General features: G+C 73.7%; 23 protein-coding genes and 1 pseudogene. 10 read left to right on the forward strand and 14 right to left on the reverse strand.

Going from position 1 to position 22,032, the window contains the following annotated elements; translation table 11 throughout:
* Positions 1 to 26 precede the first annotated feature (26 nt).
* Positions 27 to 1,445, forward strand: coding sequence for an MFS transporter (locus tag ACQRUO_RS20730; RefSeq protein WP_428317482.1), 1,419 nt, complete (start codon positions 27 to 29; stop codon positions 1,443 to 1,445).
* A gap of 145 nt (positions 1,446 to 1,590) precedes the next feature.
* On the opposite strand, the gene glnII is transcribed toward ACQRUO_RS20730, so the two are convergent.
* From glnII to ACQRUO_RS20750, 4 genes are all read right to left on the reverse strand, one after another.
* Positions 1,591 to 2,613: a glutamine synthetase gene (gene glnII, locus ACQRUO_RS20735; protein WP_428317483.1), complete on the reverse strand. Its 1,023-nt coding sequence runs from the start codon at positions 2,611 to 2,613 to the stop codon at positions 1,591 to 1,593.
* Between the two features lie 170 nt (positions 2,614 to 2,783).
* Entirely contained in the window at positions 2,784 to 3,146 is a 363-nt protein-coding gene (locus ACQRUO_RS20740; RefSeq protein WP_428317484.1) for a hypothetical protein, read from the reverse strand.
* A 158-nt stretch (positions 3,147 to 3,304) separates the two neighbouring features.
* On the reverse strand, positions 3,305 to 3,982 hold the full coding sequence (locus ACQRUO_RS20745) for a uracil-DNA glycosylase (protein ID WP_428317485.1): 678 nt from the start codon (positions 3,980 to 3,982) through the stop codon (positions 3,305 to 3,307).
* A gap of 48 nt (positions 3,983 to 4,030) precedes the next feature.
* Complete coding sequence (locus ACQRUO_RS20750; RefSeq protein ID WP_428317486.1) at positions 4,031 to 5,122, reverse strand: amidohydrolase family protein; 1,092 nt, start codon at positions 5,120 to 5,122, stop codon at positions 4,031 to 4,033.
* 220 nt (positions 5,123 to 5,342) lie between these two features.
* On the opposite strand from ACQRUO_RS20750, the gene tmpA reads away from it, so the two are divergent.
* Positions 5,343 to 6,962 carry a 2-trimethylaminoethylphosphonate dioxygenase gene (tmpA, locus tag ACQRUO_RS20755; protein WP_428317487.1) on the forward strand — a complete coding sequence of 540 codons (1,620 nt, stop codon included), beginning with the start codon at positions 5,343 to 5,345 and terminating at the stop codon, positions 6,960 to 6,962.
* A gap of 74 nt (positions 6,963 to 7,036) precedes the next feature.
* Here tmpA and ACQRUO_RS20760 read toward each other — a convergent pair whose 3' ends face one another.
* Positions 7,037 to 7,774: a GntR family transcriptional regulator gene (locus tag ACQRUO_RS20760; RefSeq protein ID WP_428317504.1), complete on the reverse strand. Its 738-nt coding sequence runs from the start codon at positions 7,772 to 7,774 to the stop codon at positions 7,037 to 7,039.
* Positions 7,775 to 8,228: 454 nt separating this feature from the next.
* On the opposite strand from ACQRUO_RS20760, the gene ACQRUO_RS20765 reads away from it, so the two are divergent.
* The 6 genes from ACQRUO_RS20765 (at position 8,229) to ACQRUO_RS20790 (ending at position 13,403) form a co-directional block, all read left to right on the forward strand.
* Positions 8,229 to 9,380, forward strand: a complete 1,152-nt coding sequence (locus ACQRUO_RS20765; RefSeq protein ID WP_428317488.1) for an ABC transporter substrate-binding protein — start codon at positions 8,229 to 8,231, stop codon at positions 9,378 to 9,380.
* A gap of 8 nt (positions 9,381 to 9,388) precedes the next feature.
* Positions 9,389 to 10,354 (forward strand): ABC transporter permease, encoded by a 966-nt coding sequence (locus tag ACQRUO_RS20770; protein WP_428317489.1) that lies wholly within the window; start codon positions 9,389 to 9,391, stop codon positions 10,352 to 10,354.
* 44 nt (positions 10,355 to 10,398) lie between these two features.
* Positions 10,399 to 11,211 carry an ABC transporter permease gene (locus tag ACQRUO_RS20775; protein WP_428317505.1) on the forward strand — a complete coding sequence of 271 codons (813 nt, stop codon included), beginning with the start codon at positions 10,399 to 10,401 and terminating at the stop codon, positions 11,209 to 11,211.
* 88 nt (positions 11,212 to 11,299) lie between these two features.
* Positions 11,300 to 12,394 carry an ABC transporter ATP-binding protein gene (locus ACQRUO_RS20780; protein ID WP_428317490.1) on the forward strand — a complete coding sequence of 365 codons (1,095 nt, stop codon included), beginning with the start codon at positions 11,300 to 11,302 and terminating at the stop codon, positions 12,392 to 12,394.
* A gap of 8 nt (positions 12,395 to 12,402) precedes the next feature.
* Entirely contained in the window at positions 12,403 to 13,077 is a 675-nt protein-coding gene (locus tag ACQRUO_RS20785; protein ID WP_428317491.1) for an HAD family hydrolase, read from the forward strand.
* Between the two features lie 5 nt (positions 13,078 to 13,082).
* Positions 13,083 to 13,403, forward strand: a complete 321-nt coding sequence (locus ACQRUO_RS20790; protein WP_428317492.1) for a DMT family transporter — start codon at positions 13,083 to 13,085, stop codon at positions 13,401 to 13,403.
* 73 nt (positions 13,404 to 13,476) lie between these two features.
* On the opposite strand, the gene ACQRUO_RS20795 is transcribed toward ACQRUO_RS20790, so the two are convergent.
* From ACQRUO_RS20795 to ACQRUO_RS20835, 9 genes are all read right to left on the reverse strand, one after another.
* Positions 13,477 to 14,049, reverse strand: a complete 573-nt coding sequence (locus ACQRUO_RS20795) for a hypothetical protein (protein WP_428317493.1) — start codon at positions 14,047 to 14,049, stop codon at positions 13,477 to 13,479.
* Positions 14,050 to 14,139: 90 nt separating this feature from the next.
* Positions 14,140 to 15,087 carry a caspase, EACC1-associated type gene (locus ACQRUO_RS20800; protein WP_428317494.1) on the reverse strand — a complete coding sequence of 316 codons (948 nt, stop codon included), beginning with the start codon at positions 15,085 to 15,087 and terminating at the stop codon, positions 14,140 to 14,142.
* Between the two features lie 11 nt (positions 15,088 to 15,098).
* Positions 15,099 to 15,488, reverse strand: coding sequence for an effector-associated constant component EACC1 (locus tag ACQRUO_RS20805; RefSeq protein WP_428317495.1), 390 nt, complete (start codon positions 15,486 to 15,488; stop codon positions 15,099 to 15,101).
* 56 nt (positions 15,489 to 15,544) lie between these two features.
* On the reverse strand, positions 15,545 to 16,756 hold the full coding sequence (locus ACQRUO_RS20810) for a hypothetical protein (RefSeq protein ID WP_428317496.1): 1,212 nt from the start codon (positions 16,754 to 16,756) through the stop codon (positions 15,545 to 15,547).
* A complete protein-coding gene (locus tag ACQRUO_RS20815; protein WP_428317497.1) occupies positions 16,753 to 17,727 on the reverse strand; it encodes a hypothetical protein in 975 nt (324 codons plus the stop codon). Before ACQRUO_RS20815 ends, ACQRUO_RS20810 begins: the two co-directional genes overlap by 4 nt.
* A 231-nt stretch (positions 17,728 to 17,958) precedes the next feature.
* Positions 17,959 to 18,654, reverse strand: coding sequence for a phosphonatase-like hydrolase (locus ACQRUO_RS20820; RefSeq protein WP_428317498.1), 696 nt, complete (start codon positions 18,652 to 18,654; stop codon positions 17,959 to 17,961).
* Between the two features lie 214 nt (positions 18,655 to 18,868).
* Entirely contained in the window at positions 18,869 to 19,393 is a 525-nt protein-coding gene (locus ACQRUO_RS20825) for a pyridoxamine 5'-phosphate oxidase family protein (RefSeq protein WP_428317499.1), read from the reverse strand.
* Positions 19,394 to 19,627: 234 nt separating this feature from the next.
* Positions 19,628 to 20,272, reverse strand: a complete 645-nt coding sequence (locus ACQRUO_RS20830) for a phosphatase PAP2 family protein (protein ID WP_428317500.1) — start codon at positions 20,270 to 20,272, stop codon at positions 19,628 to 19,630.
* Positions 20,269 to 20,967: a DedA family protein gene (locus ACQRUO_RS20835; RefSeq protein WP_428317501.1), complete on the reverse strand. Its 699-nt coding sequence runs from the start codon at positions 20,965 to 20,967 to the stop codon at positions 20,269 to 20,271. Before ACQRUO_RS20835 ends, ACQRUO_RS20830 begins: the two co-directional genes overlap by 4 nt.
* A gap of 105 nt (positions 20,968 to 21,072) precedes the next feature.
* Here ACQRUO_RS20835 and ACQRUO_RS20840 point away from each other — a divergent pair, with 105 nt between their 5' ends.
* Both ACQRUO_RS20840 and ACQRUO_RS20845 read left to right on the forward strand, forming a co-directional pair.
* Positions 21,073 to 21,486, forward strand: coding sequence for a BlaI/MecI/CopY family transcriptional regulator (locus ACQRUO_RS20840; RefSeq protein WP_428317502.1), 414 nt, complete (start codon positions 21,073 to 21,075; stop codon positions 21,484 to 21,486).
* A pseudogene (locus ACQRUO_RS20845) lies at positions 21,483 to 22,032 on the forward strand (hypothetical protein); the annotation flags it as partial. The gene ACQRUO_RS20840 and the pseudogene ACQRUO_RS20845, both read left to right, overlap by 4 nt.

Raw genomic sequence — 22,032 nt, forward strand, 5'->3', positions numbered from 1 at the left:
GGAGCGGCCAGCGCAGGATTCCCGGCATGACCTCCATGACCTCCCGGTCGGTCGGTGCGCCCGCGGCCGTGGGCGCCCCCGCCTGCCCCTCCACCACCGTACCGGGCGCCGCCACCACGGCCGCCGCCCCCGCACCCGTCGCCCCCGTCGCCCCCGCACCCGTCGCCCCCACCCCGCCCGCCACCGGCGTGCTCGCCCGGTTCCGCGGTTTCGGCGAGCCGCTCTGGGTGGTGCTCGGCGGCACCGCGATGAACCGGATCGGCAACCTGGTGCTGCCGTTCCTGGTCTTCTTCCTCGGCGCCCGGCACCTGCCCACCGACCGGATCCCGCTGGTCCTGGGCGCGCTCGGCGCGGGCGGGCTGGTCGGCCCGGTGCTCGGCGGCACGCTGACCGACCGTTTCGGCAGCCGCCTCACCATGGTCACCGGGATGTTGGGCACCGCGACCGCCCAGGGGCTGCTGTACGCCGCCCACGGCCTGCCCGCCCTGACCCTGGCGGCGCTCGCCCTGGGCACCGTGGGCAGCCTGCACTTCCCGGCGGTGAGCGCGGTGGTGGCCCAGGAGGCGGGGCCGCAGCGGCGGCGGGTCGCGTTCGGGCTGTTCCACTGGTCGATCAACGTCGGCACGGCGGTGGCGGGGTCGATCGGCGGCTTCCTGGCCGAGCACGGCTACGGGCTGCTCTTCGCCCTGGACGCGGGCACCTGCCTGGGCTACGCGGCGGTGGTGGCGCTGCGGCTGCCGCGCGACGCCGGCCGCCCGGCACCCCGGGCCACCGCAGCGGACCCGGCCCCCGAGAGCGCGGCAGCGGCCCCCTCCCCTGCAGCCGCAGCCCCCGCCCCCGCAGCCGCGAGCGCGCCGTCCGGCTACCGCGCGGTGCTGCGCGACCGCCTGCTGCTCACCCTGCTCGGCCCGATCATCCTCGGCGAAGCGGTGTACGCGCAGAGCGAGTTCACCCTGCCGCTGGCGATCCGCGACCACGGCCTGCCGCCCACCGTCTTCGGCCTGGCCGCGGCGGTCAACGCGGCGCTGGTGGTGTCGCTGCAGCCGTTCGCCACGGCGCTGCTGGCCCGGGTCGACCGGGTCCGGCTCTGGGCGGTGTCCAGTGCCCTGGTGACCGCCGGTCTGGCGCTGACCGGCGTCGCCGGCACCCCGACCGCGTTCGTGCTCACCGTGGTGGTGTGGAGCCTGGGCGAGGTGTGCGCCAGCGGGCTGTACGCCTCGGTGGTGGCCGACCTGGCACCGGCCGGCATGCAGGGGCGCTACTCCGGCACCTCGGGCTGGGCCCGCGGGCTGGCCCGGTTCGCGGCACTGGTGCTCGGCTCGGCGGTGTACGCGAACCTCGGTGCGGCGGCGCTCTGGTGGGCGTGCGCGGTGCTCGGGCTCACCGGGGCGGCGGTCACCGCGCTGCTCTCCCGGACGGTGCGGCTGCGGACCGCGACGGCGTGAGGCGGTGCGGTCGCACCGACGGGAGAACACCGGAGAACACGGACGAAAACAGAGGAACGCCGCTGCCCGCCCCTCGACGACATCGAGTGGGCGGGCAGCGGCGTCAGATCAGCAGAACCGGATCAGCAGAGCCGGATCAGCAGGCTCAGACCAGGCCGGCCTTCTCCAGCGCCGCGCAGCAGGTGTTGACCAGCAGGCGGGTCACCACGTACGGGTCGACGTTGGCGTTCGGGCGACGGTCCTCGATGTAGCCCTTCTTCTCGACCTCGACCTGCCACGGGATGCGGACCGAGGCACCGCGGTCGGAGACGCCGTAGGAGTAGACGTTCCACGGGGCGGTCTCGTGCTTGCCGGTCAGGCGGGCCTGGATGTCGTCACCGTACTGGCTGACGTGCTCCAGGACCTTCTCCTGGCTCTCGCCGAGGGCCTCGCAGGCGGCGATGATGGCGTCGTAGCCCTCGCGCATCGCCTTGGTGGAGAAGTTGGTGTGGGCACCCGCGCCGTTCCAGTCGCCGCGCACCGGCTTGGCGTCCAGGGTGGCGTCGATGCCGAACTCCTCGGCGGTGCGGTAGAGCAGGTAGCGGGCGACCCAGAGGTGGTCGGAGGCGGTCAGGGCGTCGACCGGGCCGATCTGGAACTCCCACTGGCCGGGCATGACCTCGGCGTTGATGCCGCAGATCGCCAGGCCGGCGGTCAGGCAGCGGTCCAGGTGCAGCTCGACGATCTCGCGGCCGAAGACCTCCTCGGCGCCGACGCCGCAGTAGTAGCCGCCCTGCGGGGCCGGGAAGCCGCCCTCGGGGAAGCCGAGCGGGCGGGAGCCCTTGAAGAAGGTGTACTCCTGCTCGATGCCGAAGATCGACTCCTGAGCGGCGAACTGCTCGGCGATCGGGCGCAGCAGGGCGCGGGTGTTGGAGACGTGCGGGGTGCCGTCGGTCTCGAAGACCTCGCAGAGCACCAGGATGTTGTCGCCGCCGCGGATCGGGTCCGGGAAGGAGGCGACCGGCTCGAGCACCCGGTCCGAGGCGTGGCCCTCGGCCTGGCTGGTGGAGGAACCGTCGAAGCCCCAGGTCGGCAGCTTGTCCGCGTTGGCCAGGATCCGAGTCTTGGAGCGGAGCTTGGCGGTCGGCTTGGTGCCGTCGATCCAGATGTACTCGGCCTTGATAGCCACGGCGGTTACCTCGCAATGTCTCGGTGGGTGCCCGCGTAGCGTTGCAAGCCGCCGTTTCCCCGTTGTTCCTCTTGTGTAACCAGCATGTGAACCGACTGTCCGAAATGGCACCCTCACGCTCTGCGAGTGCCACTTGCACGAGTACGGCTACGCGACTTGTACGAGTGCGGCTATGCGGCGCCGGTGTGGGTCACCTTGCTGGTGTTCACGTACAGACCGGCGAAGGCGGCGACCGAGGCGGTCAACGCCGGCAGCGCGTCCACGTGCCGCGGGAAGACCACCACCGCGAGCCCGGCCGAGCAGGCGGCCACCAGCGCGGCGGCGGCCAGCCCGTTCCAGGTCCGGCGGCTGACCGTGTGGTCGGGGTTGATCACCGCACCGAGCAGCGCGGTGACCAGGGCCGGCGCGGTCTGGGTCAGGTTGGGCAGGCCGCTGGTGCCGTCCCAGCCGATCGCCGCCAGCAGCAGCATCAGCAGCCCGAAGGCCACCACCGCCAGTCCGGCCGCCGGCCCGCCGAGCACCGAGGCCGCCACGGCGACGGCCTTCGGCGCAGGTGCAGAAGTAGACGCAGCAGCGGAGTCAGCAGCGGACACAGCAGCAGACGCAGTGTCCGGTGTGTCAGGAGTGTCAGGCGTGGTCACGGAGGGCCTCCCAGGGAACGCGGTGGAACTGAACCACCCTCAGCAAACCGCTACGGCAGCCGCCAGTCCACCGGCTGCGCACCCTGGCGGACCAGCAGTTCGTTGGCCCGGCTGAACGGACGCGAGCCGAAGAAGCCGTTGTCCGCCGAGTACGGGCTCGGGTGCACCGACTCGATCGCCGGCACCTGGCCGAGCAGCGGCCGCAGGTTGCGCGCGGGCCGGCCCCAGAGGATCGCCACCAGCGGGCCGCCGCGCGCCGCGAGCGCGCGGATCGCCTGCTCGGTGACCTCCTCCCACCCCTTGCCGCTGTGCGCGGCGGGCCGGCCAGGGGCGGTGGTCAGGGCACGGTTGAGCAGCAGCACCCCTTGCCGGGTCCACGGGGTGAGGTCGCCGTTGGCGGGCTGCGGGAAGCCGAGGTCCTGGCCGTACTCGCGGTAGATGTTGACCAGGCTGGCCGGGATCGGCCGCACCTCGGGGGCGACCGAGAAGCTCAGGCCGATCGCGTGCCCGGGGGTGGGGTACGGGTCCTGACCGACGATCAGCACCCGCACGTCGGCGAACGGCTGCTGGAAGGCCCGCAGCACGTTCGGCCCGGACGGCAGGTAGGTGCGCCCGGCGGCCAGCTCGGCGCGCAGGAAGTCACCCATGGCGGCGATCCGCCCGGCCACCGGTTCGAGGGCCTGGGCCCAGCCGGGTTCGACGATCTCGTGCAAGGGACGCGGTGCCATGGTGATCACCCTATCGGCCCACACCGACGGACGTGCCCTGCCGGGAGATCAGCCGATCGGGCGGCCGCGCAGCACCACCAGCTCCGGGTCGGCCAGCACCCGGACGTCGGCGCGCGGGTCGGCGGCGTAGACCACCAGGTCGGCCGGCGCCCCCTCCTCCAGGCCGGGGCGGCCGAGCCACGCCCGGGCTCCCCAACTAGCCGCGGAGAGCGCCTCGGTGGCGCTCAGGCCGGCCTTGGTCAGCTCGGCCACCTCGGCCGCGACCAGGCCGTGGGCGAGCGAGCCGCCGGCGTCGGTGCCGACGTAGATCGGGATGCCCGCGTCGTGCGCCGCGCCGACGGTGTCGTAGCGGCGCTCGTGCAGCCGGCGCATGTGGTCGGACCAGGCGGGGAACTTGGCCTGGCCGCCGTCCGCGAGCTCGGGGAAGGTGGCGATGTTGACCAGGGTCGGCACGATCGCCACGCCGCGCTCGGCGAACTGCGGGATCAGCTCCTCGGTCAGCCCGGTGGCGTGCTCGATGCAGTCGATCCCGGCGGCCAGCAGGTCGGGCAGCGACTCGGCGGCGAAGCAGTGCGCGGTGACCCGCGCGCCCTCGGCGTGCGCCGCCGCGATCGCCTCGCGCAGCGCGTCGCCCGGCCAGCAGGCGGCCAGGTCGCCGCGCTCGCGGTCGATCCAGTCGCCGACCAGCTTGACCCAGCCGTCGCCGCGCCGGGCCTCCTGGGTGACGTAGGCGGCCAGGTCGCCGGGCTCGATCTCGTGCGCGTAGTTGCGGATGTAGCGGCGGGTGCGGGCGATGTGCCGGCCGGCCCGGATGATCCTCGGCAGGTCCTCGCGGTCGTCGACCCAGCGGGTGTCGGCGGCCGAGCCGGCGTCGCGGATCAGCAGGGTGCCGGCGTCGCGGTCGGTGACCGCCTGCTTCTCGCTGGTCGCCTCGTCGACCGCGCCGTGCGCGTCCAGGCCGACGTGGCAGTGGGCGTCGACCAGGCCGGGCAGCACCCACCCGGTGATCGTCCGCACGTCCCGGGCGCCGCTCGGCGGCTGGTGGCTCACCCGCCCGTCCAGCACCCAGAGTTCGTCCAGCACCTGGTCCGGACCGACCAGGATCCGGCCCTTGATGTGCAGCACCGCGCCATCCGTCATGTCCGCACTCTACGACCCGGGACACGGAAGATCACCCGCCGGGGCACGAGAGATCACCTGCCGGGGCGTAGCGAGCTGTTCGGGCCCCGGACAGTCCCCGTTCACGAATCGCTCACCGGCAGCAGAAAGGGTCCCACTGCGGGGAAAGTTGGCTATACAACTTAGCCCATCGTCACCCAACTCGCCCCGCCGCCCGTAGCGCCTCCCCGAAGGGCCCGCCATGTCCGCCGTCCCCGCCTCGTCCCCCCCGTACTGGCTGCGCGACAACTGCCCCTGCGCCGACTGCCGCGATCCGCGCAACGGCCAGAAGCTCTTCCAGATCACCGACCTGCCCGAGGAGCTGTCCGTCTCCGCCTCCACCGAGCTGAACGGCCGCCTGGAGGTGCTCTGGAACGACGGTCACCGCTCCAGCTACCCGCTCGACCTGCTGACCACCGAGGAGCACGCCCGCACCGGCGACCGGCGCACCGAGGCCGACAAGCGGCTCTGGCAGGCCGCCGACTTCACCGCCGACCAGGCCCCGGAGCAGCTGCCCGAGGCCCGCTGGGCCGACTACCTGGGCGACCCGGCCGAGCGGGCCGCCGTGCTCCGCGCGGTGCAGCGGCTCGGCTTCGCGGTGCTGCGCGAGGTGCCGACCGCGGACCGGCAGGTGCTCGCGGTGGCCGCGAGCTTCGGCTACGTCCGGGCGACCAACTACGGCGAGCTGTTCGACGTCCGGGTCGAGCCCGATCCCAACAACCTGGCCTTCACCAGCGCCGCCATCGCCCCGCACACCGACAACCCGTACCGCGACCCGGTGCCCACCCTGCAGCTGCTGCACTGCCTGGCGAACGACGCGGTCGGCGGCGACTCCGGCCTGGTGGACGGCTTCCGGGCGGCCGCCCTGCTGCGCGAGCAGGCGCCCGAGGACTTCGCGGTGCTGACCCGCACCCTGGTGCCGTTCGCCTTCCGCGACCGGGACACCGAGCTGCGCGCCGACCGGCCGCTGATCGAGGTCGATCCGCTCGGCCGGATCCGCGAGGTCCGGATGAACAATCGCTCGATCGGTCGACTCGTCCTGCCCACCGCCGAGTTGACGGCCTTCTACGCCGCCTACCGGAGGTTCGCCGCGCTCACCCAGCGCCCCGAGCTCCAGCTCTCCTTCCGGCTCGGCCCGGGCGACTGCCTCATCTTCGACAACACCCGCCTGCTGCACGCCCGCACCGCCTTCGAGCAGGACGGGCGGCGCCACCTGCAGGGCTGCTACGCCGACCTGGACTCGCTCGCCTCCACCCTGGCGGTGCTGGAGCGGCGGGCCACCGCGCTGGACGAGCTGGCGGCGCTCTTCGCGGGCGAGGGGGCCGCGGAGTACCTGGGCGAGGCGGTCACCCAGGCCGAGCACATGCTGCAGGCCGCGGCGCTGGCCGAACGGGCGGGCGCCCCCGACCACCTGGTGGCGGCCGCGCTGCTGCACGACGTCGGCCACTTCCACGGGGTGGTGACGGGACGCCAGTTGATGCTCGGCGAGGACAACCGGCACAGCGACACCGGCGCCGACTGGCTGGCCCGCTGGTTCGGCCCGGCGGTCACCGAGCCGATCCGGCTGCACGTGGCCGCCAAGCGCTACCTGTGCACGGTGGAGCCGGCCTACCGGGCGCAGCTCTCCGAGGCCTCCGAGTACACCCTGAAGGTGCAGGGCGGCCCGATGACCGCCGAGCGGGCCGCCGCCTTCGCCGAACTGCCGGGCGCCGCCGACGCGGTGGCGGTGCGGCGGTGGGACGACCAGGCCAAGGACCCGGACACCGCGACGCCCTCCTTCGACCACTTCCGCCCGCTGCTGGAGTGCCTGTTGGCGCTCTGACCCGGGGGTTCCGCTCCGACCCACCCGAGCGATCCGCCGAAGCGAACCCGGCACGCCCGCCCCACCGGCCTCCGTCAGTCGTCGGAGGTGCGGGCGTGCCGGGAGAGCGCGGAGGTCACCATCGAGTTGTGCACGCTGAAGGAGACCGTGCCGGGCAGGTAGCGGTCCTGCGACCACTCCACCGGACGCCCGGTCGGGTCGGTGGTGCGGCGGCGCTCGCGCAGCAGCGGGGCGCCGCGCCGGCAGCCGAGCAGCCGGGCGTCCTCCGCGTTGGCGGCCACCACGTCGATGGTGTGGTCGGCGTCGGTGAACAGGATGCCGTGCTCCCGCAGGTGCTCGGTGTGCGAGACCACGTCCGGCGGCAACTTGGCCACCAGCACGCCGACATGGGGCGGGTAGACGGTGCGCTCGACCATCACGGCGGTGCCGGACAGGGTGCGCAGGCGCAGCGTCACGTAGACCTCGGCGCCCACCTCCAGGCGCAGCTGCTCGCGCTCGGCGGCGTCGGCGGGCCGGCAGACCAGTGACTCCAGCCGACCGCCGGGCTCCTCGCCCATGGCGCGCGCCCAGTGGGTGAAGCTGAGCAGTTCGGAGAAGCTCTGCACCCGGGCGTTGCCGAGCACCACCCGGCGGGTGCCGCGGCGCGAGGTGACCAGGCCGTCGGCGCGCAGCACCGCGAGCGCCTGGCGGACGGTGCCGCGGGAGACCCCGTACCGCTCGGCCAGCGCGCCCTCGGCGGGCAGCCGGCCGGCCTCGCCGTAGGCGCCGGTGGTGATCGCCTCCCGCAGGTCGGCGGCGACCCGGCGGTACAGCGCGCCCGCCGGGGCGCTGTCCGCGCCCTCCTCCTGGAGGTCGTTCTCCTCCCGGACGTCGCCTGCTTCCTGGACGTCCAGCCGAGTCCCGCTCCGAGTCACCGTGCCTCCCACCTGGGTCCCCCTCTGCCTTCCAGTGTCCCGTGTACCGGCGGCCCCCGGGACGCTCGAACCCTATCGGCTCCGGATGCCGCCGCCGCACGCCCGTTGGACCGATATCGCCCGACCGGACTCGACCGTTCCCGCAGCCGACCCCTGTTCTGGGGCGCCCGTTCACCTCCTGGTCACCAAGGTCGGGCGTACTGTTCCGCGTCGGACGAAGTTGGCTGACCAACTTGCTCAGGCCAGCGTGGCTCGGTCCACCTGGCCCCGACACCCCCTCCCCCGTCGCCGCGTGCAGCCCCGAGGTTTTCCTGCCGGGCGACCGCCGCACCCCGATCCAGGAGATCCTCCCGTGACCGTGCACCGTGCCCGTACTGCCGCCGTTGCGGCGGTGCTGACCTGCGCCGCGCTCTCTCTCACCGCCTGCGGCTCCGCCGGCTCCTCCTCCAGCGGCGGCGACGCCAAGGCCAAGACCGCCGCCTCGGCCGCCGACCTCGGGGGCATGGACGCGCTGGTCGCGGCCGCCAAGAAGGAGGGGAACCTGCACGTCATCACCCTCCCCCGTGACTGGGCCAACTACGGCGTCCTGATGGACGGCTTCACCAAGAAGTACGGCATCAAGATCGAGGACGAGAACCCGGACGGCACCAGCCAGGACGAGATCAACGCGATCACCTCCCGCGAGGGCCAGGACCGCGGCCCGGACGTCGTCGACGTGGGCACCGCGTTCGCCATCTCCGGCGCCCAGCAGGGCCTGTTCGCCCCCTACAAGGTCGCCGGCTACGACCAGATCCCGGCCACCATGAAGGCCGCGGACGCCACCAGCTACAACGACTACGGCGGCTACATCTCGATCGGCTGCGACGCCAAGAAGGTCAACCCCTGCCCCAAGACCTTCGCCGACCTGCTGAACCCGGCCTACAAGGGCATGGTCGCGCTGAACGGCAACCCGACCAAGGCCAACGCCGCGCTCTCCGGCGTCTGGGCGGCCGCGCTCGCCAACGGCGGTTCGCTGGACAACATCCAGCCCGGCATCGACTTCTTCGGCAAGCTGAAGGCGGCCGGCAACTTCAACCCGGTCGAGGCCACCTCCGCCACCGTGCAGAACGGCGAGACCCCGATCACCATCGACTGGTCGTACCTGAACACCGGTTACACCGCCCAGTACGCCAGCAAGGGCATCGACTGGCAGGTGTCGATCCCCTCGGACGGCAGCTTCGCCCAGTACTACAACCAGGCCATCAGCAAGTACGCGCCGCACCCGGCCGCGGCTCGCCTGTGGGAGGAGTACCTCTACAGCGCCGAGGGCCAGAACGGCTTCCTGGGCGGCTACGCCACCCCGGCGCTGTTCGACTCGATGAAGACCGCGGGCACCCTGGACGCGGCCGCCGTCGCCAAGCTGCCGGCCATCGCCAAGCCGTTCACCACCTTCCCGACCCAGGCCCAGCAGGACGCGGCCAAGGCCGCCATCACGTCCAACTGGTCCAAGGCCATCGGGGGCTGACCCAACTCATGACCACGGCTCCCACCCCGGTGCCGACCTCCGCCGCCGCTGACACCAGCGGCGGCGGGGGGACCCCCGGTACCGCCACTCCCGCTTCCCCGGCCGCCCCCACGGCCACCCGCCGCCGCGCCCGCGGCAACCGCGCCTGGCTCGGCGCCCTGCCGCTGATCGTGTTCTTCACGGTCGGCTTCGGCCTGCCGGCGATCGCCATCCTGATCGGTGCCTTCACCACCTCCTCCGACGCCCCCGGCGGCGGTGGCACCTTCACGATGTCGAACCTGACCGCCTCGCTGCAGGGCGGCTACCTGACCGCGCTGCTCGGCAGCGTCAAGCTGTCCGCGCTGACCGCGCTGATCGGCACCGTGCTCGGCCTGCCGCTGGCCCAGGCGGTGGCCACCTCCCGCTGGCGCTTCGTGCGCGAGGCCGTGCAGTCCGGTTCGGGCGTGCTGGCCAACTTCGGCGGCGTGCCGCTGGCCTTCATGTTCGTCGCCACCCTCGGCAACGCCGGTGAGGTCACCACCAGCCTGGGCCTGAAGAAGTACGGCTGGAGCCTGTACACCTTCGACGGCCTGGCGGTCGTCTACCTCTACTTCCTGATCCCGCTGATGATCCTCACCATCACCCCGGCCCTGGAGGGCCTGCGGGTGCAGTGGCGCGAGGCGGCGGCGAACAACGGGGCCACCACCCTCCAGTACTGGCGCCACGTCGCGCTGCCGGTGCTGCTGCCCTCGCTGCTCGGCGGCTACGTGCTGCTGTTCGGCGCCTCGTTCGCCGCGTACGCCACCGCCGAGGCGATGGTCGGCAGCTCGATCCCGCTGATCTCGATGCAGATCGGCGACGCGCTCTCCGGCAACGTGCTGGTCGGCCAGGGCAACCTGGCGCTGGCCCTCGGTCTCGACATGATCGTGGTCGCCTGCCTGGTGATGGCGATCTACCTGCCCCTCCAGCGCCGGAGTGCCAAGTGGCTCAGCTGACGTCCGTTCCCACCCCCGGCCCGTCCGCCGCCGGCCGCGCCCGGCTGGGCCGGCTGCGCCCGGGGCGCCTGGCGGTACTGCTGCTCGCCGCGGTGTACTTCTTCGTGCCGATGGGCGCCTCGATCTGGTTCAGCATCGACGACTACCACGGCGGCGTCACCTTCAACGCCTACACCAAGCTGCTCGGCGCGCCCGGCTTCCTGGACGCGCTCTACCTCAGCCTGGAGCTGGCCGGCGCCACCGTGGTGGTGCTGCTGCTGATCCTGGTGCCGGCGCTGCTGGCGGCCCGGCTCGGCTCGCCGCGGCTGCGCCCGGTGATCGAGGTCATGTGCTCGCTGCCGCTGGTGGTCCCGGTGGTCGCGCTGACCACCGGCATCGTCGGGGTGCTGCGCTGGGGTCCGGAGTACTTCCAGGACTCGCCGTTCTTCCAGACCTTCGTGGCCGTCCAGAACCCGAACTTCCCGGTGGTGCTGCTGGTCGCCTACGTGCTGATGGCGCTGCCCTTCGCCTACCGGGCGCTGGACGGCGGGCTGCGCGGGGTGGACGTGACGACCCTGGTCGAGGCGGCCCGCAACTGCGGCGCCAGCTACCCGCGCGCGGTCTTCTCGGTGGTCCTGCCGAACCTGCGCAGCGCGCTGCTGAGCGCCTCGGTGCTCACCGTCGCCCTGGTGCTCGGCGAGTTCACCACCGCCTCGATCCTCGGCTTCCAGCCCTTCTCGGTGTGGATCAACTCCTACGGCAAGACCGACGGTCAGATGTCGGTCGCGGTCTCGATGATCAGCCTGCTGGTCGTCTGGGTCGTGCTGCTGCTGATGTCGGTGCTCGGCAACCGCGGTCGCAGAGCCGCCAAGGCCTGACGGCACGGGCCCCCGGGCCCGGGCCGCGGCCGTCCCGACCGTCGATCGCGTACGATCCCCCACGCACTTTCTTCCAGGAGCTCCTCTCATGACCACGGCCGCCACCGTTCCCCCCGGCGCCCCGCTCGCCTCCGGCAGCGCCACCGTCGAATTCCGTTCGCTGCGGCGGGCGTTCGGCAACACCGTCGCCCTCGACGGACTGGACCTGACCGTGCAGCCCGGCGAGCTGCTCGCCCTGCTCGGCCCCTCGGGCTGCGGCAAGACCACCGCGCTGCGGATCCTGGCCGGCTTCGAGAGCCACGACTCGGGCGAGGTGCTGGTCGACGGCCAGGACGTCACCCGGATCCCGGCGCACAAGCGTGACGCGGGCATGGTGTTCCAGTCCTACAGCCTCTTCCCGCACCTGACCGCGCTGGACAACGTCTCGTTCGGCCTGAAGATGCGCGGCGTGGGCAAGGAGGAGCGGCGCAAGCGGGCCATGGAGCTGCTGGAGCTGGTCGGCCTGCCGCAGCGCGCCGGGCACTACCCGCACCAGATGTCCGGCGGCCAGCAGCAGCGCATCGCGCTGGCCCGCGCGCTCGCCCTGCAGCCGCGGGTGCTGCTGCTCGACGAGCCGCTCTCCGCGCTGGACGCCAAGGTGCGGCTCAACCTGCGCGAGGAGATCCGCCGGCTGCAGCAGGAGCTGGGGATCACCACCCTGTTCGTCACCCACGACCAGGAGGAGGCGCTCTCCATGGCCGACCGGGTCGCGGTGCTGCGGGCCGGCAAGCTGGAGCAGTGCGCGACCCCGGGCGAGCTCTACGCCCGTCCGGCCACCGCGTTCGTCGCCGAGTTCGTCGGCACCATGAGCCGGATCCCGGCGCAGCGGGCGGGCGAGGGCGTCGAGGTGTTCGGCCGCAAGCACGCGGTGGACGGCACCCTGCCGGCCGCCGGCGAGTTGGAGGTGCTGGTCCGCCCGGAGAACGTGGGCGTGGCCCCGGCCGCGGACGGGCCGGCCGTGGTGATCGGCGCCAGCTTCCTCGGCGCGGTCACCCGGCTCACCGTGCGCCTGGCCGACGGCACCCTGGTCAAGGCCGACCTGCCGACCGACGAGGCCGCGCAGCTGCCGGTCGGCGGCAACGCCGTGGTCAGCCTGCCGGACCGCCCGGTGCTGGTCGACGTCCGCTCCGGCGCGGGGCAGTGATCGCCTCGATGACTGCCGCCCGTCTGCTCCCCACCGCCGTCCTCTTCGACATGGACGGCACCCTGGTCGACACCGAACACCTCTGGTGGGACGCCACCGCCGAGGTCGCCGCCGAGCTGGACCACCGGCTCGGTGCGGCGGACCGCCCGGAGGTGCTCGGCCACGCCGTCGAGCACACCGCGGCCCACCTGGCCCGGGTGATCGCCGACTCCCCCGGCGCGGCCGAGCTGGCCGACCGGCTGCACCGCCGCTTCCTCGCCAAGGTCGCCGCCCAGGTGGTCCCCCGCCCCGGCGCCCTCGACCTGCTCGGCCGGCTGCGCGCCGCCGCGGTGCCCACCGCACTGGTCTCCGCCTCGCCGCGCGAGGTGGTCGACCTGGTCCTCAGCCACCTGGGCCGGGACTGGTTCACCGTGACCCTGGCCGCCGAGGACACCCCGCGCACCAAGCCCGACCCGGCCCCCTACCTGGCCGCCGCCGCCCGGCTCGGCCTGGACCCGGCGCAGTGCGTGGCCGTCGAGGACACCCCGACCGGCGTCGCCTCCGCCCACGCGGCCGGCTGCGCGGTGCTCGCCGTCCCCTCCTCGGAGGCCGCGATCCCGGTCGCGCCCGGCATCACCCTGCTGGCCAGCCTGACCGAGGCGGACCTCCCGATGCTGGCCGCGCTGACCGACCCGCGAGAATAGTTCGCATGTCCTACCTCCTCCTCACCTTCGCCATCCTGAGCGAGGTCTGCGCCACCAGCTGCCTCAAGCTCACCGACGGGTTCAGCCGGCTGTGGCCGAGCGTGGGGGTGGGCATCGGTTACGTGCTCTCCTTCGCGCTGCTCGGCCAGGCGCTGAAGCACATACCGGTCTCGGTGGCGTACGCCGTCTGGTCGGGTGCGGGGACGGCGGCCGTCGCCGCGATCGGCGTGGTCGCCTTCGGGGAGCACCTGGGCAAGCCGCAGCTGCTCGGGATCGCGCTGATCATCGTGGGCGTGGTCCTGCTCAACCTGCGGGCCAGTCACTGAGCCCGGCCGGTACGCGTACGCCCGATGGCGGGTGCTCCACGGGGGAGCACCCGCCATCGGGCGTACGCGTGTGTCAGCCCTTGCCCGCGAGCTGCTGCTCGACCGACTTGGCGACCATCGGGAAGCCGGGCAGCGGCATGTTGTCCACCACGTCCTTGCCCTCCGCCTTCCAGGTCGCCCTCGAGTCGGCGGCGGCCTTGTCGAACGAGGCCTTGGAGTAGTCGGCGTTCTCGACCTGGGTGTACGGGTTGTCGCCCCAGACCTGGCTCCAGGACTGGCTCTCCACCTGGTCCTGGGTGAGGTCCGGGTTGCCGATCGCCGCGTTGACCACGTCCTTGAGCACGCCCGAGGCGTACTGCTCCTGGTCGTAGTACTTACCCGCGGACAGACCCAGCCGGGTGGCGATCTCGGTGCCGTCGTGCACCAGCGTGCGCACGCCCCAGCTCCACCGCTCGCAGAAGTCACTGAACGCCGACCGCAGGCCCTCGTTGCCCACCTGCATGCCCGTCAGCTCCAGGCCGGAGAAGCCCCGGCCCTGCTCGGCGGCCTCGTCGATGCCCAACTTCTTCAGCTCGGCGATCGCATCGTTGATGCCCTTCGCCGTGTTGGCCAACGCGTTCGGATCCACCTGGTACGAGCCGGCCACGGTTCATCTCCCCCTACAGGCGTGCGCCCACCACGATTCGATCTTCGAAACCCTAGCGGACCTGGGCGGGGTGGGCCCCCGCCGCGGCCGTCAGCCCAGCCGCTGCCGGGCCCAGTCCAGGGCCTCGCGGACGCGCACGGTGTCCGGGTCGGCCGGGCCCAGCACCGCCTCGGCGTCCCGCAGGATCTCCGCGAACAGCGCGACGGCCTGGGCCGGGCGGCCGGGGCGGGCGGCCAGCGCCACCCGGACCGCGAACCGGCTGCGGGCGATCAGCCCGGCCCGGGTCCGCGCGGTGCCGTGCGCCGGGTTGACGGCCAGCGCCAGGTCGGCGCCGGTGTGGGTGGTGCGGTGGCAGGGATTGGGCGGCAGGGTGCGCTTCGGCATGCCGTCCGGCACCCGGCCGAGCGTCACCTCGACCCGGCGGTGGATCAGCGGCAGCTCCAGGTGCGGCGGCCCGTCCGGCACGCCCTCGCGCAGCAGCTCGACCAACGCCCCGGCGAAGGCGGTGGTCCGGCCGTCGGGCGGGGCCAGCGCCTTGCGGGTCCGGTCGGCGGCGGTCAGCAGGTTGACGTCGCCGGCGCCGGGCAGGTCGAGGGCCAGCCCGGCGAAGCAGCAGTCCAGCCAGGCCACCCGGTGCCGGGCCCGGCTCGCCGGGCCGCCGAGCAGCTCCAGCACCGCGGCGGCCGGCAGCGCCGTGCTCGGCACCCGGCCCTCGTCGGTGTCCGGCAGCGCGAAGTGCAGCCGCCGGGTCTCGTCGAGCACCCCGTGCCCGACGTAGTAGAAGAGCAGCAGTTCCTCGGCGGCTTCGGCGGCGGCCGCCAGCGGGCCGAGCACCTCGCCCGGGGTCCGCGGGTCGGCGATCCGGACCAGTTGCTCCCAGCGCAGCACGCCGTTCGGCCCGGCCAGGGCGTCGGCCAGCTCGTCCACGGCGGGGTGGGCCTGCGGCAGCGCGTCCAGCCCGGGGGCGTGGAAGTCGCCGACCGAGACCAGCACCACCCGGGACCTGGCCGGATCGGGCAGCTGGGCGGGCCAGGACACCGGGACTCGCCCTACGCCTCGAGCGCCTCGCCCGCCTCGCCGGCCTCGTCGGGGTCGAGGAAGTGCTCCACCCGGTCCAGCAGGGCCTGGGCGTCGCCGACGCCCTCGGTGCTGATCTTCAGTTCGGCGCCGTCCGGGCGGTGCAGGGTGAGCTTCACCTTGCCCTTGCGCAGCCGGGCCGCCAGCCAGAGCCCGAGCGGCTGCAGCACCAGCGGGCCCAGCTCGGTGGCGTAGTGCACGGCGTCGGCCACCCCGCCCTGCTCGCCGGGGGCCGGCGGGACCATGCGGTTGGCGATCCGGCCGCGCAGCTCGCCGTCCTGGCTGAGGAAGTCGCGCAGGTCACGGGCGTCGGTGTCGACCTCGTCGGGGTCGCCGTCGAATGCGATCAGGAAGTCGGTCATCCGGGTCTCCAGGGGGCTGGGGGTCAACGGGTCAACGGGTCAACGGGTCAGCGGGGTCAGAACTGTGGCACGTCGGTGGCGGGCGGGGGCGCGGCAGCCGGTGGGGCGTCGGCGGGCGGCGCGGCGAGGAACCGGTCGTCGAAGAGCGGCCGGTGGCTCAGCACCTGGTACGGCAGCCGCAGCAGCGCCGCCGCCTCGCCGACCGTGCCCAGGCCGCTCAGCGTCTCCTCCACCCAGCCGTAGTGGCCCGGCGGCAGCCCCTGCGGGTAACTCAGCGGCAGCGGAGCCAGGTTGAGACCGGTCAGGTTGGCCAGCGCGGCCGCCCGGTCGGCGGGCGGCACCGGCAGCACCGCCAGGGCCGCCCCGGGTCCACCGACCAGCCCGGCCAGCAGGTGCGCCAGCTCCACAAGGCCGCTGCCGGGCCCGCCCATCGCGGTACCCGCCGCTTCACCCGCGGGCTCGCTCGCCAGCGTGACCCGCAGCCGGTACCCGGGCTGCGCCGCCGCCCGCAGCACCGCCGTGAGCTGCTCGGCGGCCGCCTGTGCCGCCGGGTCCCCCGGCCGGGTCAGCCGCCAGACCCCGGCCGTCTGCCCGGGCGTGGCCAGCCGGCGGTACTCCCGGGCGTAGCCGTCCAGTTCGGCCAGCTCGGCCGGGTGCAGCAGCACCGGTTCCAGGGCGACCGAGAGCAGCGTGCGCACCGGCCGGGCGGCGAGCCGGGCCCAGAACGGCTCCCAGTCGGCCCCCGGCCCGGCCAGCGCGGCGCCGAGCACGGCGTGGCTGCGGTCGGTGTCGGTGCGGCCGAGCGGGTGGGCGGTCAGCCGCTTGCGCAGCTCGACCAGCTCCACCCGGTCCGCCGGCTCGCCCACCCCGAGCAGTTCGGCCCGCAGCTGCTCCGGGTCGAGGATCTCCCGCCCGACCACGTGCGGCGGCAACTGCCCCAGCCGGTGGCGCAGTTCGAGCGCCGCCGCGGGGGCGTCCGCGGGTGCACCGGAGACCGTCTGCCCGAGCAGCACGCACCGCAGCAGCCCGGTGGCCGGCTCGTTCGTGCAGCGCAGCTCGAACCGGCTCGCCGCGCCCGGCCGGCAGAGGCCGGCCAGCCAGGCGAGCTCGGCGCCCACGGCCTGGGCCCGGCGCTGCTCCTCGGGGACGTCGCCGTAGCCGCGGTGCGCGTGCAGCGCCCGGGCCGGCGCCACCCGCAGTCCGGCCCAGGCCCAACTCCCGTTCTCCGCGCGGTGTTCGAGCACCCCGGTGGTGGCCGGCGCGGTCACCCGGTCGGCTCGCCGCCCGACCACGAGCCGCCCGCGGCGGGCGGCCCGCTCGGCGGTTGCGGCAGCGGCGACCGGACCTGCGACGGCACGGGAGCCTGCGACGGCGCGGCGGTGGCCCGCTCCAGCGGCGTGCCCGGGGCCGGCACCGGCGTCGGTGCCGTCGGCCGGTGCTCCAGCTGCGGCGCGCGTCCGGCGCCGAAGCCGAAGGACTCGGGCACCTCCTCGCGCTCGATCGCCGTGACCAGGCCCTCGCGGCAGATCGCGTGCACCGCCTCGCGCATCGCCCGCACGTTCTCGGTGCGCAGCATCGCCCAGGCCAGGTCGGAGCGGCCCACCACGCTGCCGAAGGCGTCGCCGAGGAACCGGCCGATCAGCCGCCAACCGCGCCGGGTCCGCCACATCTGCCAGCCCAGGTAGAGGCTGTCGCCGTACCGGAAGACCGAGATGACCGCCTCGCAGTCGCCGTTGGTCAGCGAGAGCCGGCTGTTGGCCTGCTGCGATCCGTAACCGGTCTCCAGGCGGCGGTAGTTGACTCCGAGCGGGTAGCCCCGGCGGACCAGCACGCCGCAGATCTTGTGGTAGGTCGACTGCACGTCGGCCTCGGTGCGGTTGCCCAGCAGCACCCGCCACTCGCCGATCGGCTCGGTGAGCTTGGTGCCGAGCAGCACCGCCAGGAAGATCAGCGGCACGTCGAAGGTGACCACCGCCGCGAAGCCGCCGAACGAGGAGCCGCTGGGGCCTTGGCCGTAGGGGCCGCCGTACTCCCTGCCGCCGGAGTCACTGGCCAGCGACATGATCAGGAACGGCAGTTGGAGCAGCAGCGCGAGCCAGGAGAAGAGCGCGGCCCGGGCCCAGAGCTGGAACACCGTCCGGCCGGAGACCCGGTCGTCGAGCGCCACCTCGACCGGCTCGTGGCGCAGCGTCTTGTCCAGGTAGGCGTCGTTCCCGTCACCCCCGGACCATCCGGGCATGGGTGCGGCATGGCTGTTGAGCATGGATTCGTCCCCCGATGCGACAGAGCGTCGACTGCGCTGAGCATCGTGGCACAGAGTGGACGCACTGTCACCCCGATTGCGCAGCCCGTCACGTCGACCATCGCCGCAGGTCCGGGCCGCTCACCCTGGAACCCGAACGGCCGAGGGCCGGGGCGACCCCCGGCCCTCGGCCCGCGACCCCCGGCCCCGACCCCCGCCCCCGAAGGCTCAGCGGCCGGCCAGCAGGCCCGGCAGCTCGGCGATCGAGCCGAGCACGTGGGTGGCACCGTCCGCGGTCAGCCGCTCGGCGTCGTGGGCGCCGGTCAGCACGCCCGCCACCACGCTGGCGCCGGACCGGGTGCCGGTGAGCATGTCGTAGCCGGTGTCGCCGACCACCGCGATCTGCTTGACCGAGTCGGTGCCGGTGCGCAGCAGCGCGGTGAGCGGCATGTCCGGGAAGGGGCGGCCGCGGCCGGCGTCGGCCGGGCAGAGGGTCAGGTCGGCGATCTCCTGCCAGCCGAGCGCGGCCAGGATCCGGTCCTGGGTGGCCCGGGAGAAGCCGGTGGTGAGGACGACCTTGCGGCCCTGGGCGCGCAGCTCGGCGATCGCCTCGGCGGCGCCGGGCAGCGCGGCGCAGTGACCGGCGTCGACCAGGTCGTGGTACGCCCGCTCGAAGGCGGTGTTGGCCTGCTGGGCCTTGGCCTCGTCGCCGAACAGGTGGCGGAAGACGGAGATCTTGGACTCGCCCATGGTGGCCCGGACGTGCGCGAGCATCTCCTGGTGCTGCTCGCTGCCGGGCACCACGCCGAGCTCGGCGGCGGCGGCCTGGAAGGCCTGCTCGACCAGGCCGTCGTCGGCGACCGTGGTGCCGGCCATGTCGAGCACGACCAGGGTGATCTCGTCGTGCGGGGTGCTGTCGGTCATGGCTGCGTCCTTACTGGTCGGGCACGGGTGGGCACGGTGATCGCCGGGGGGCGGGATCGGGCCGAGCCCGCTCCCCGGGGCGATCACTCGCACGGCGACGAGACTGCGTGACCCAGATGACCATCAGGTGTCCGGGCAGCGTCCAGCATGCCAATAATCCCTAAGTTGTACAGCCAACCTCGCAGTAACCCACCCGGCGGTCCAGACCGGCCCGCTACGGCGCGGGCTCCCGCAGCACCCCGGCCCGCAGGTAGTTGCGCCGCCCGAAGTGCGGTTCGTCCACCGCGGTCAGCTCCTCCACCTGGAACCGGTACAGCGCCGCCGCCCCGCCCCCGTTCAGGTACTGCTCGCGCACCTCGGGGTCCTGGGCGAAGGCCGGGTACCGCCCCTGGTACGCCGTCAGCGCCGCCTCGGCGTGCTGCCCCCAGGCCTCCCCCGCCCGCCCGGTCAGCTGCAGCCCGCGCAGCTGCTCGCCGAAGACCGGCGGCGGCAGGAAGACCGTGGCGGCGGCCCTGGCCTGCTCCGACAGGTGCAGGCTGTGCCGGGTGGAGCGCTCGCTGACGAAGTACAGCACCAGGTCCTCGTCGAACGCGTAGAACGCGAGGTTGGCGTGCGGCCCGTGGTCCGGCCCCGCGGTGGCGAGGGTCAGCACCATGGACTCGGCCAGCAGGCCCTCCACGCCCTTGCGCAGCTCCTCGGCGGGCCAGTCGCCCTGGATGATGTCGAGCCGGTACGGCATGTGCGTCCCTTCGACCGACGGTGGCGGGCCGGCCGCTGGGCGCCGGCCCGGGGATCTCATGCTGCTCCTGCCGGAAGCGCCGCACAAGGGCCCGACGATCACCCGCCGAAAGGGCCAGGGGTGGCGCCGCCCCCTGGCGATCACCGGCCCCGTTCGCCACCCCCCGGGTACGCCAGGAGCCGGGCCCCACGAGGGTGGGACCCGGCTCCGGCACGGTCGATGTGCGTTCTACGGTCAGCCGCTGCCGAGCGCCGCGCCCAGCGCCCCGCCGCGCAGCCGGTCCACCAGCGGCGCCGCCTTGCCGGCCAGCACCGCCAGCGGCAGCCCGACCACGATGCCGATCAGCGAGCCCACCAGCACGTCGTGCGGGTAGTGCACGCCGATCCACACCCGGGAGGCGGCCATCAGCGCCGCGGCCACCAGCGCGACCGCGCCGAGCTTGCGGTAGGCGAGCAGCAGCGCGACGGCCGCCGAGAAGGCGATCACCGAGTGGTTGCTGGGGAAGGACCAGTCACCGACGCCGGGGCAGGCGTCGACGGTCACCGTGGCCGGCAGCTGCTGGCACGGCCGGACCTCCTGGACCATGCCCTTCAGCACCGAGTTCACCGCGTAGACGGCGACCACGATCAGCGGCGAGGCGAGCACCCGGGCCATCACCACCGAGTCCGCCCGGCGGGCCTTCAGCCAGCCCCAGATCATGAAGACGGCGAACAGGCCGAGGCCGAAGTTCGACCAGACCTTGATCACCTGGTCCAGCCAGTGCGGCGCGTCCTGCGCCCAGCGGGTCACGGTGGTGTAGAGGCCACCGTCGATCCTGCTGCCGTCGTAGGCGAGCAGCCGGTGCGCGAGCAGGGCCCCGACCTGGGGGGTCGTGGTCATCGCGACTCACCCCCGTCCTGGGAGCCGGCGGCGGTGTGGCGCGCCTCACGACGGGCGCGGAGCAATTCGAGAGCAATCGGGATCACGGAGACAACTACTACCAGACCAATAATGGGCAACAGGTAGTTGTCGATGTTGGGAACGGACGAACCCAGGGCGTAACCCGCCAGCACCACGCCGATGCTCCAGACCGTGCCGCCGACCACCTGCCAGAGCGTGAAGGTGCGAACCGGCACCTCCAGCACGCCGGCCAGCGGGTTGAGCACGGTGCGCACCACCGGGATGAACCGGGCCAGCACGATCGCCTTGCCGTAGCCGTACTGGGCGAGCAGCTCCTCGGCCCGGGCCACGCCCTTGACCAGCGCCTTGCGCCGGGTGCGGGCGAGCAGCGCGCGCCCCCCGCGGCGGCCGATCAGGTAGCCGACCTGGGCCCCGGCCAGCGCGCCCACCAGCGAGGCGATCAGCACCTGCCAGAGCACCAGGTGCGGGCCGGAGTGGCTGCCGGAGACGCACAGCAGGCCGGCGGTGAAGAGCAGCGAGTCACCGGGCAGGAAGAAGCCGACCAGCAGGCCGGTCTCCGCGAACAGCACCGCGGCGATGCCGAGCGCACCGAAGGCGGCCAGCAGCGAGGAGGCGTCCAGGACGTTGACCGCTAGCAGGGAGGAGGCGAAGGGCACGTGCGGCGGACCTCTCATACTGATGGGGTACTCGTACCGATGGGATACGCGTGCGAGACTGACCGTCTACAGTGGCGTAGACGGTCTACATGACTGTAGACGACGACTGGAGGCCACGTCGACATGCCCGAAGTGCCCGCCACGCGCCGCCCGTCCGGGGAACTCGAAGCGCAGGTGCTCGCCGCCCTCTGGGCCGCCGAACAGCCGCTCACCCCGCAGGACGTCCAGCTGGCCCTCGGCGGCGAGCTGGCCCGCACCACGATCGCCACGATCCTGGCCCGGCTGCACGACAAGGGCACCGTCGAGCGCACCCGGGCCGGCCGCGCCTACGCCTACACCCCCACCGTGCAGGACCCGGCCGGCCTGGCCGCCCGCCGGATGCGCACCGAGCTGGACCGCGAGCAGGACCGTTCCACCGTGCTCGCCCGGTTCGTCTCCGACCTCTCCGACGACGACGAACGGCTGCTGCGCGAGCTGCTCGGCGACGGGTCGCACGGGGCCGCCCCGGCCACCGGCCTCGACGGGGGTGCCCGGTGATCCTGCTGGTCTGGGTCCCGTTCCTGGCCCCCTTCCTCGCCGCCCCCGCCGCCCGCCGGCTGGCCGACGCCCTGCCGCCGCGCGCCGCGGCCTGGGTGCTCGGCGCCACCGGCGTGCTGCTGGCCGGGGCCACCGGCGCCTCGCTCGGCCTGCTGCTGCTCGGCGGGCTGCTGCGGATCCCGTTCGTCGCCGCCCTCGGCCACCTCTCGCTGCCCTGGCTGGACGACGTCTCGCCGGTCGCCATGGTGCTCGCCGCACTGGCCGGCACCCTGCTGGTGACGGCCGGCGGGCTGACCCTGCGCACCGCCCACCACCAGTACTCCGACCTGCGCCGGGCCCGGGCCGCGCTCGGCCCGTGCGCCGAGCCGGCCGGCGGCGACGCGCACCCGCTCGCCGTGCTGGACGACGACCGCGCCGACGCCTACGCGCCCACCGACCACGCCCGAAGAAACCCGCCCGCCCGCTGCTCCCAGGCCTCGGTAGGGCGAGTGCGCTGCGCCAGGGTGTCGACAGCGATCCGCAGCAGTCCGAGGGCCGCCAGCTGCG

Origin of the sequence: Kitasatospora sp. LaBMicrA B282 (genome assembly GCF_050325825.1) — a bacterium.
GTDB lineage: Bacteria > Actinomycetota > Actinomycetes > Streptomycetales > Streptomycetaceae > Kitasatospora.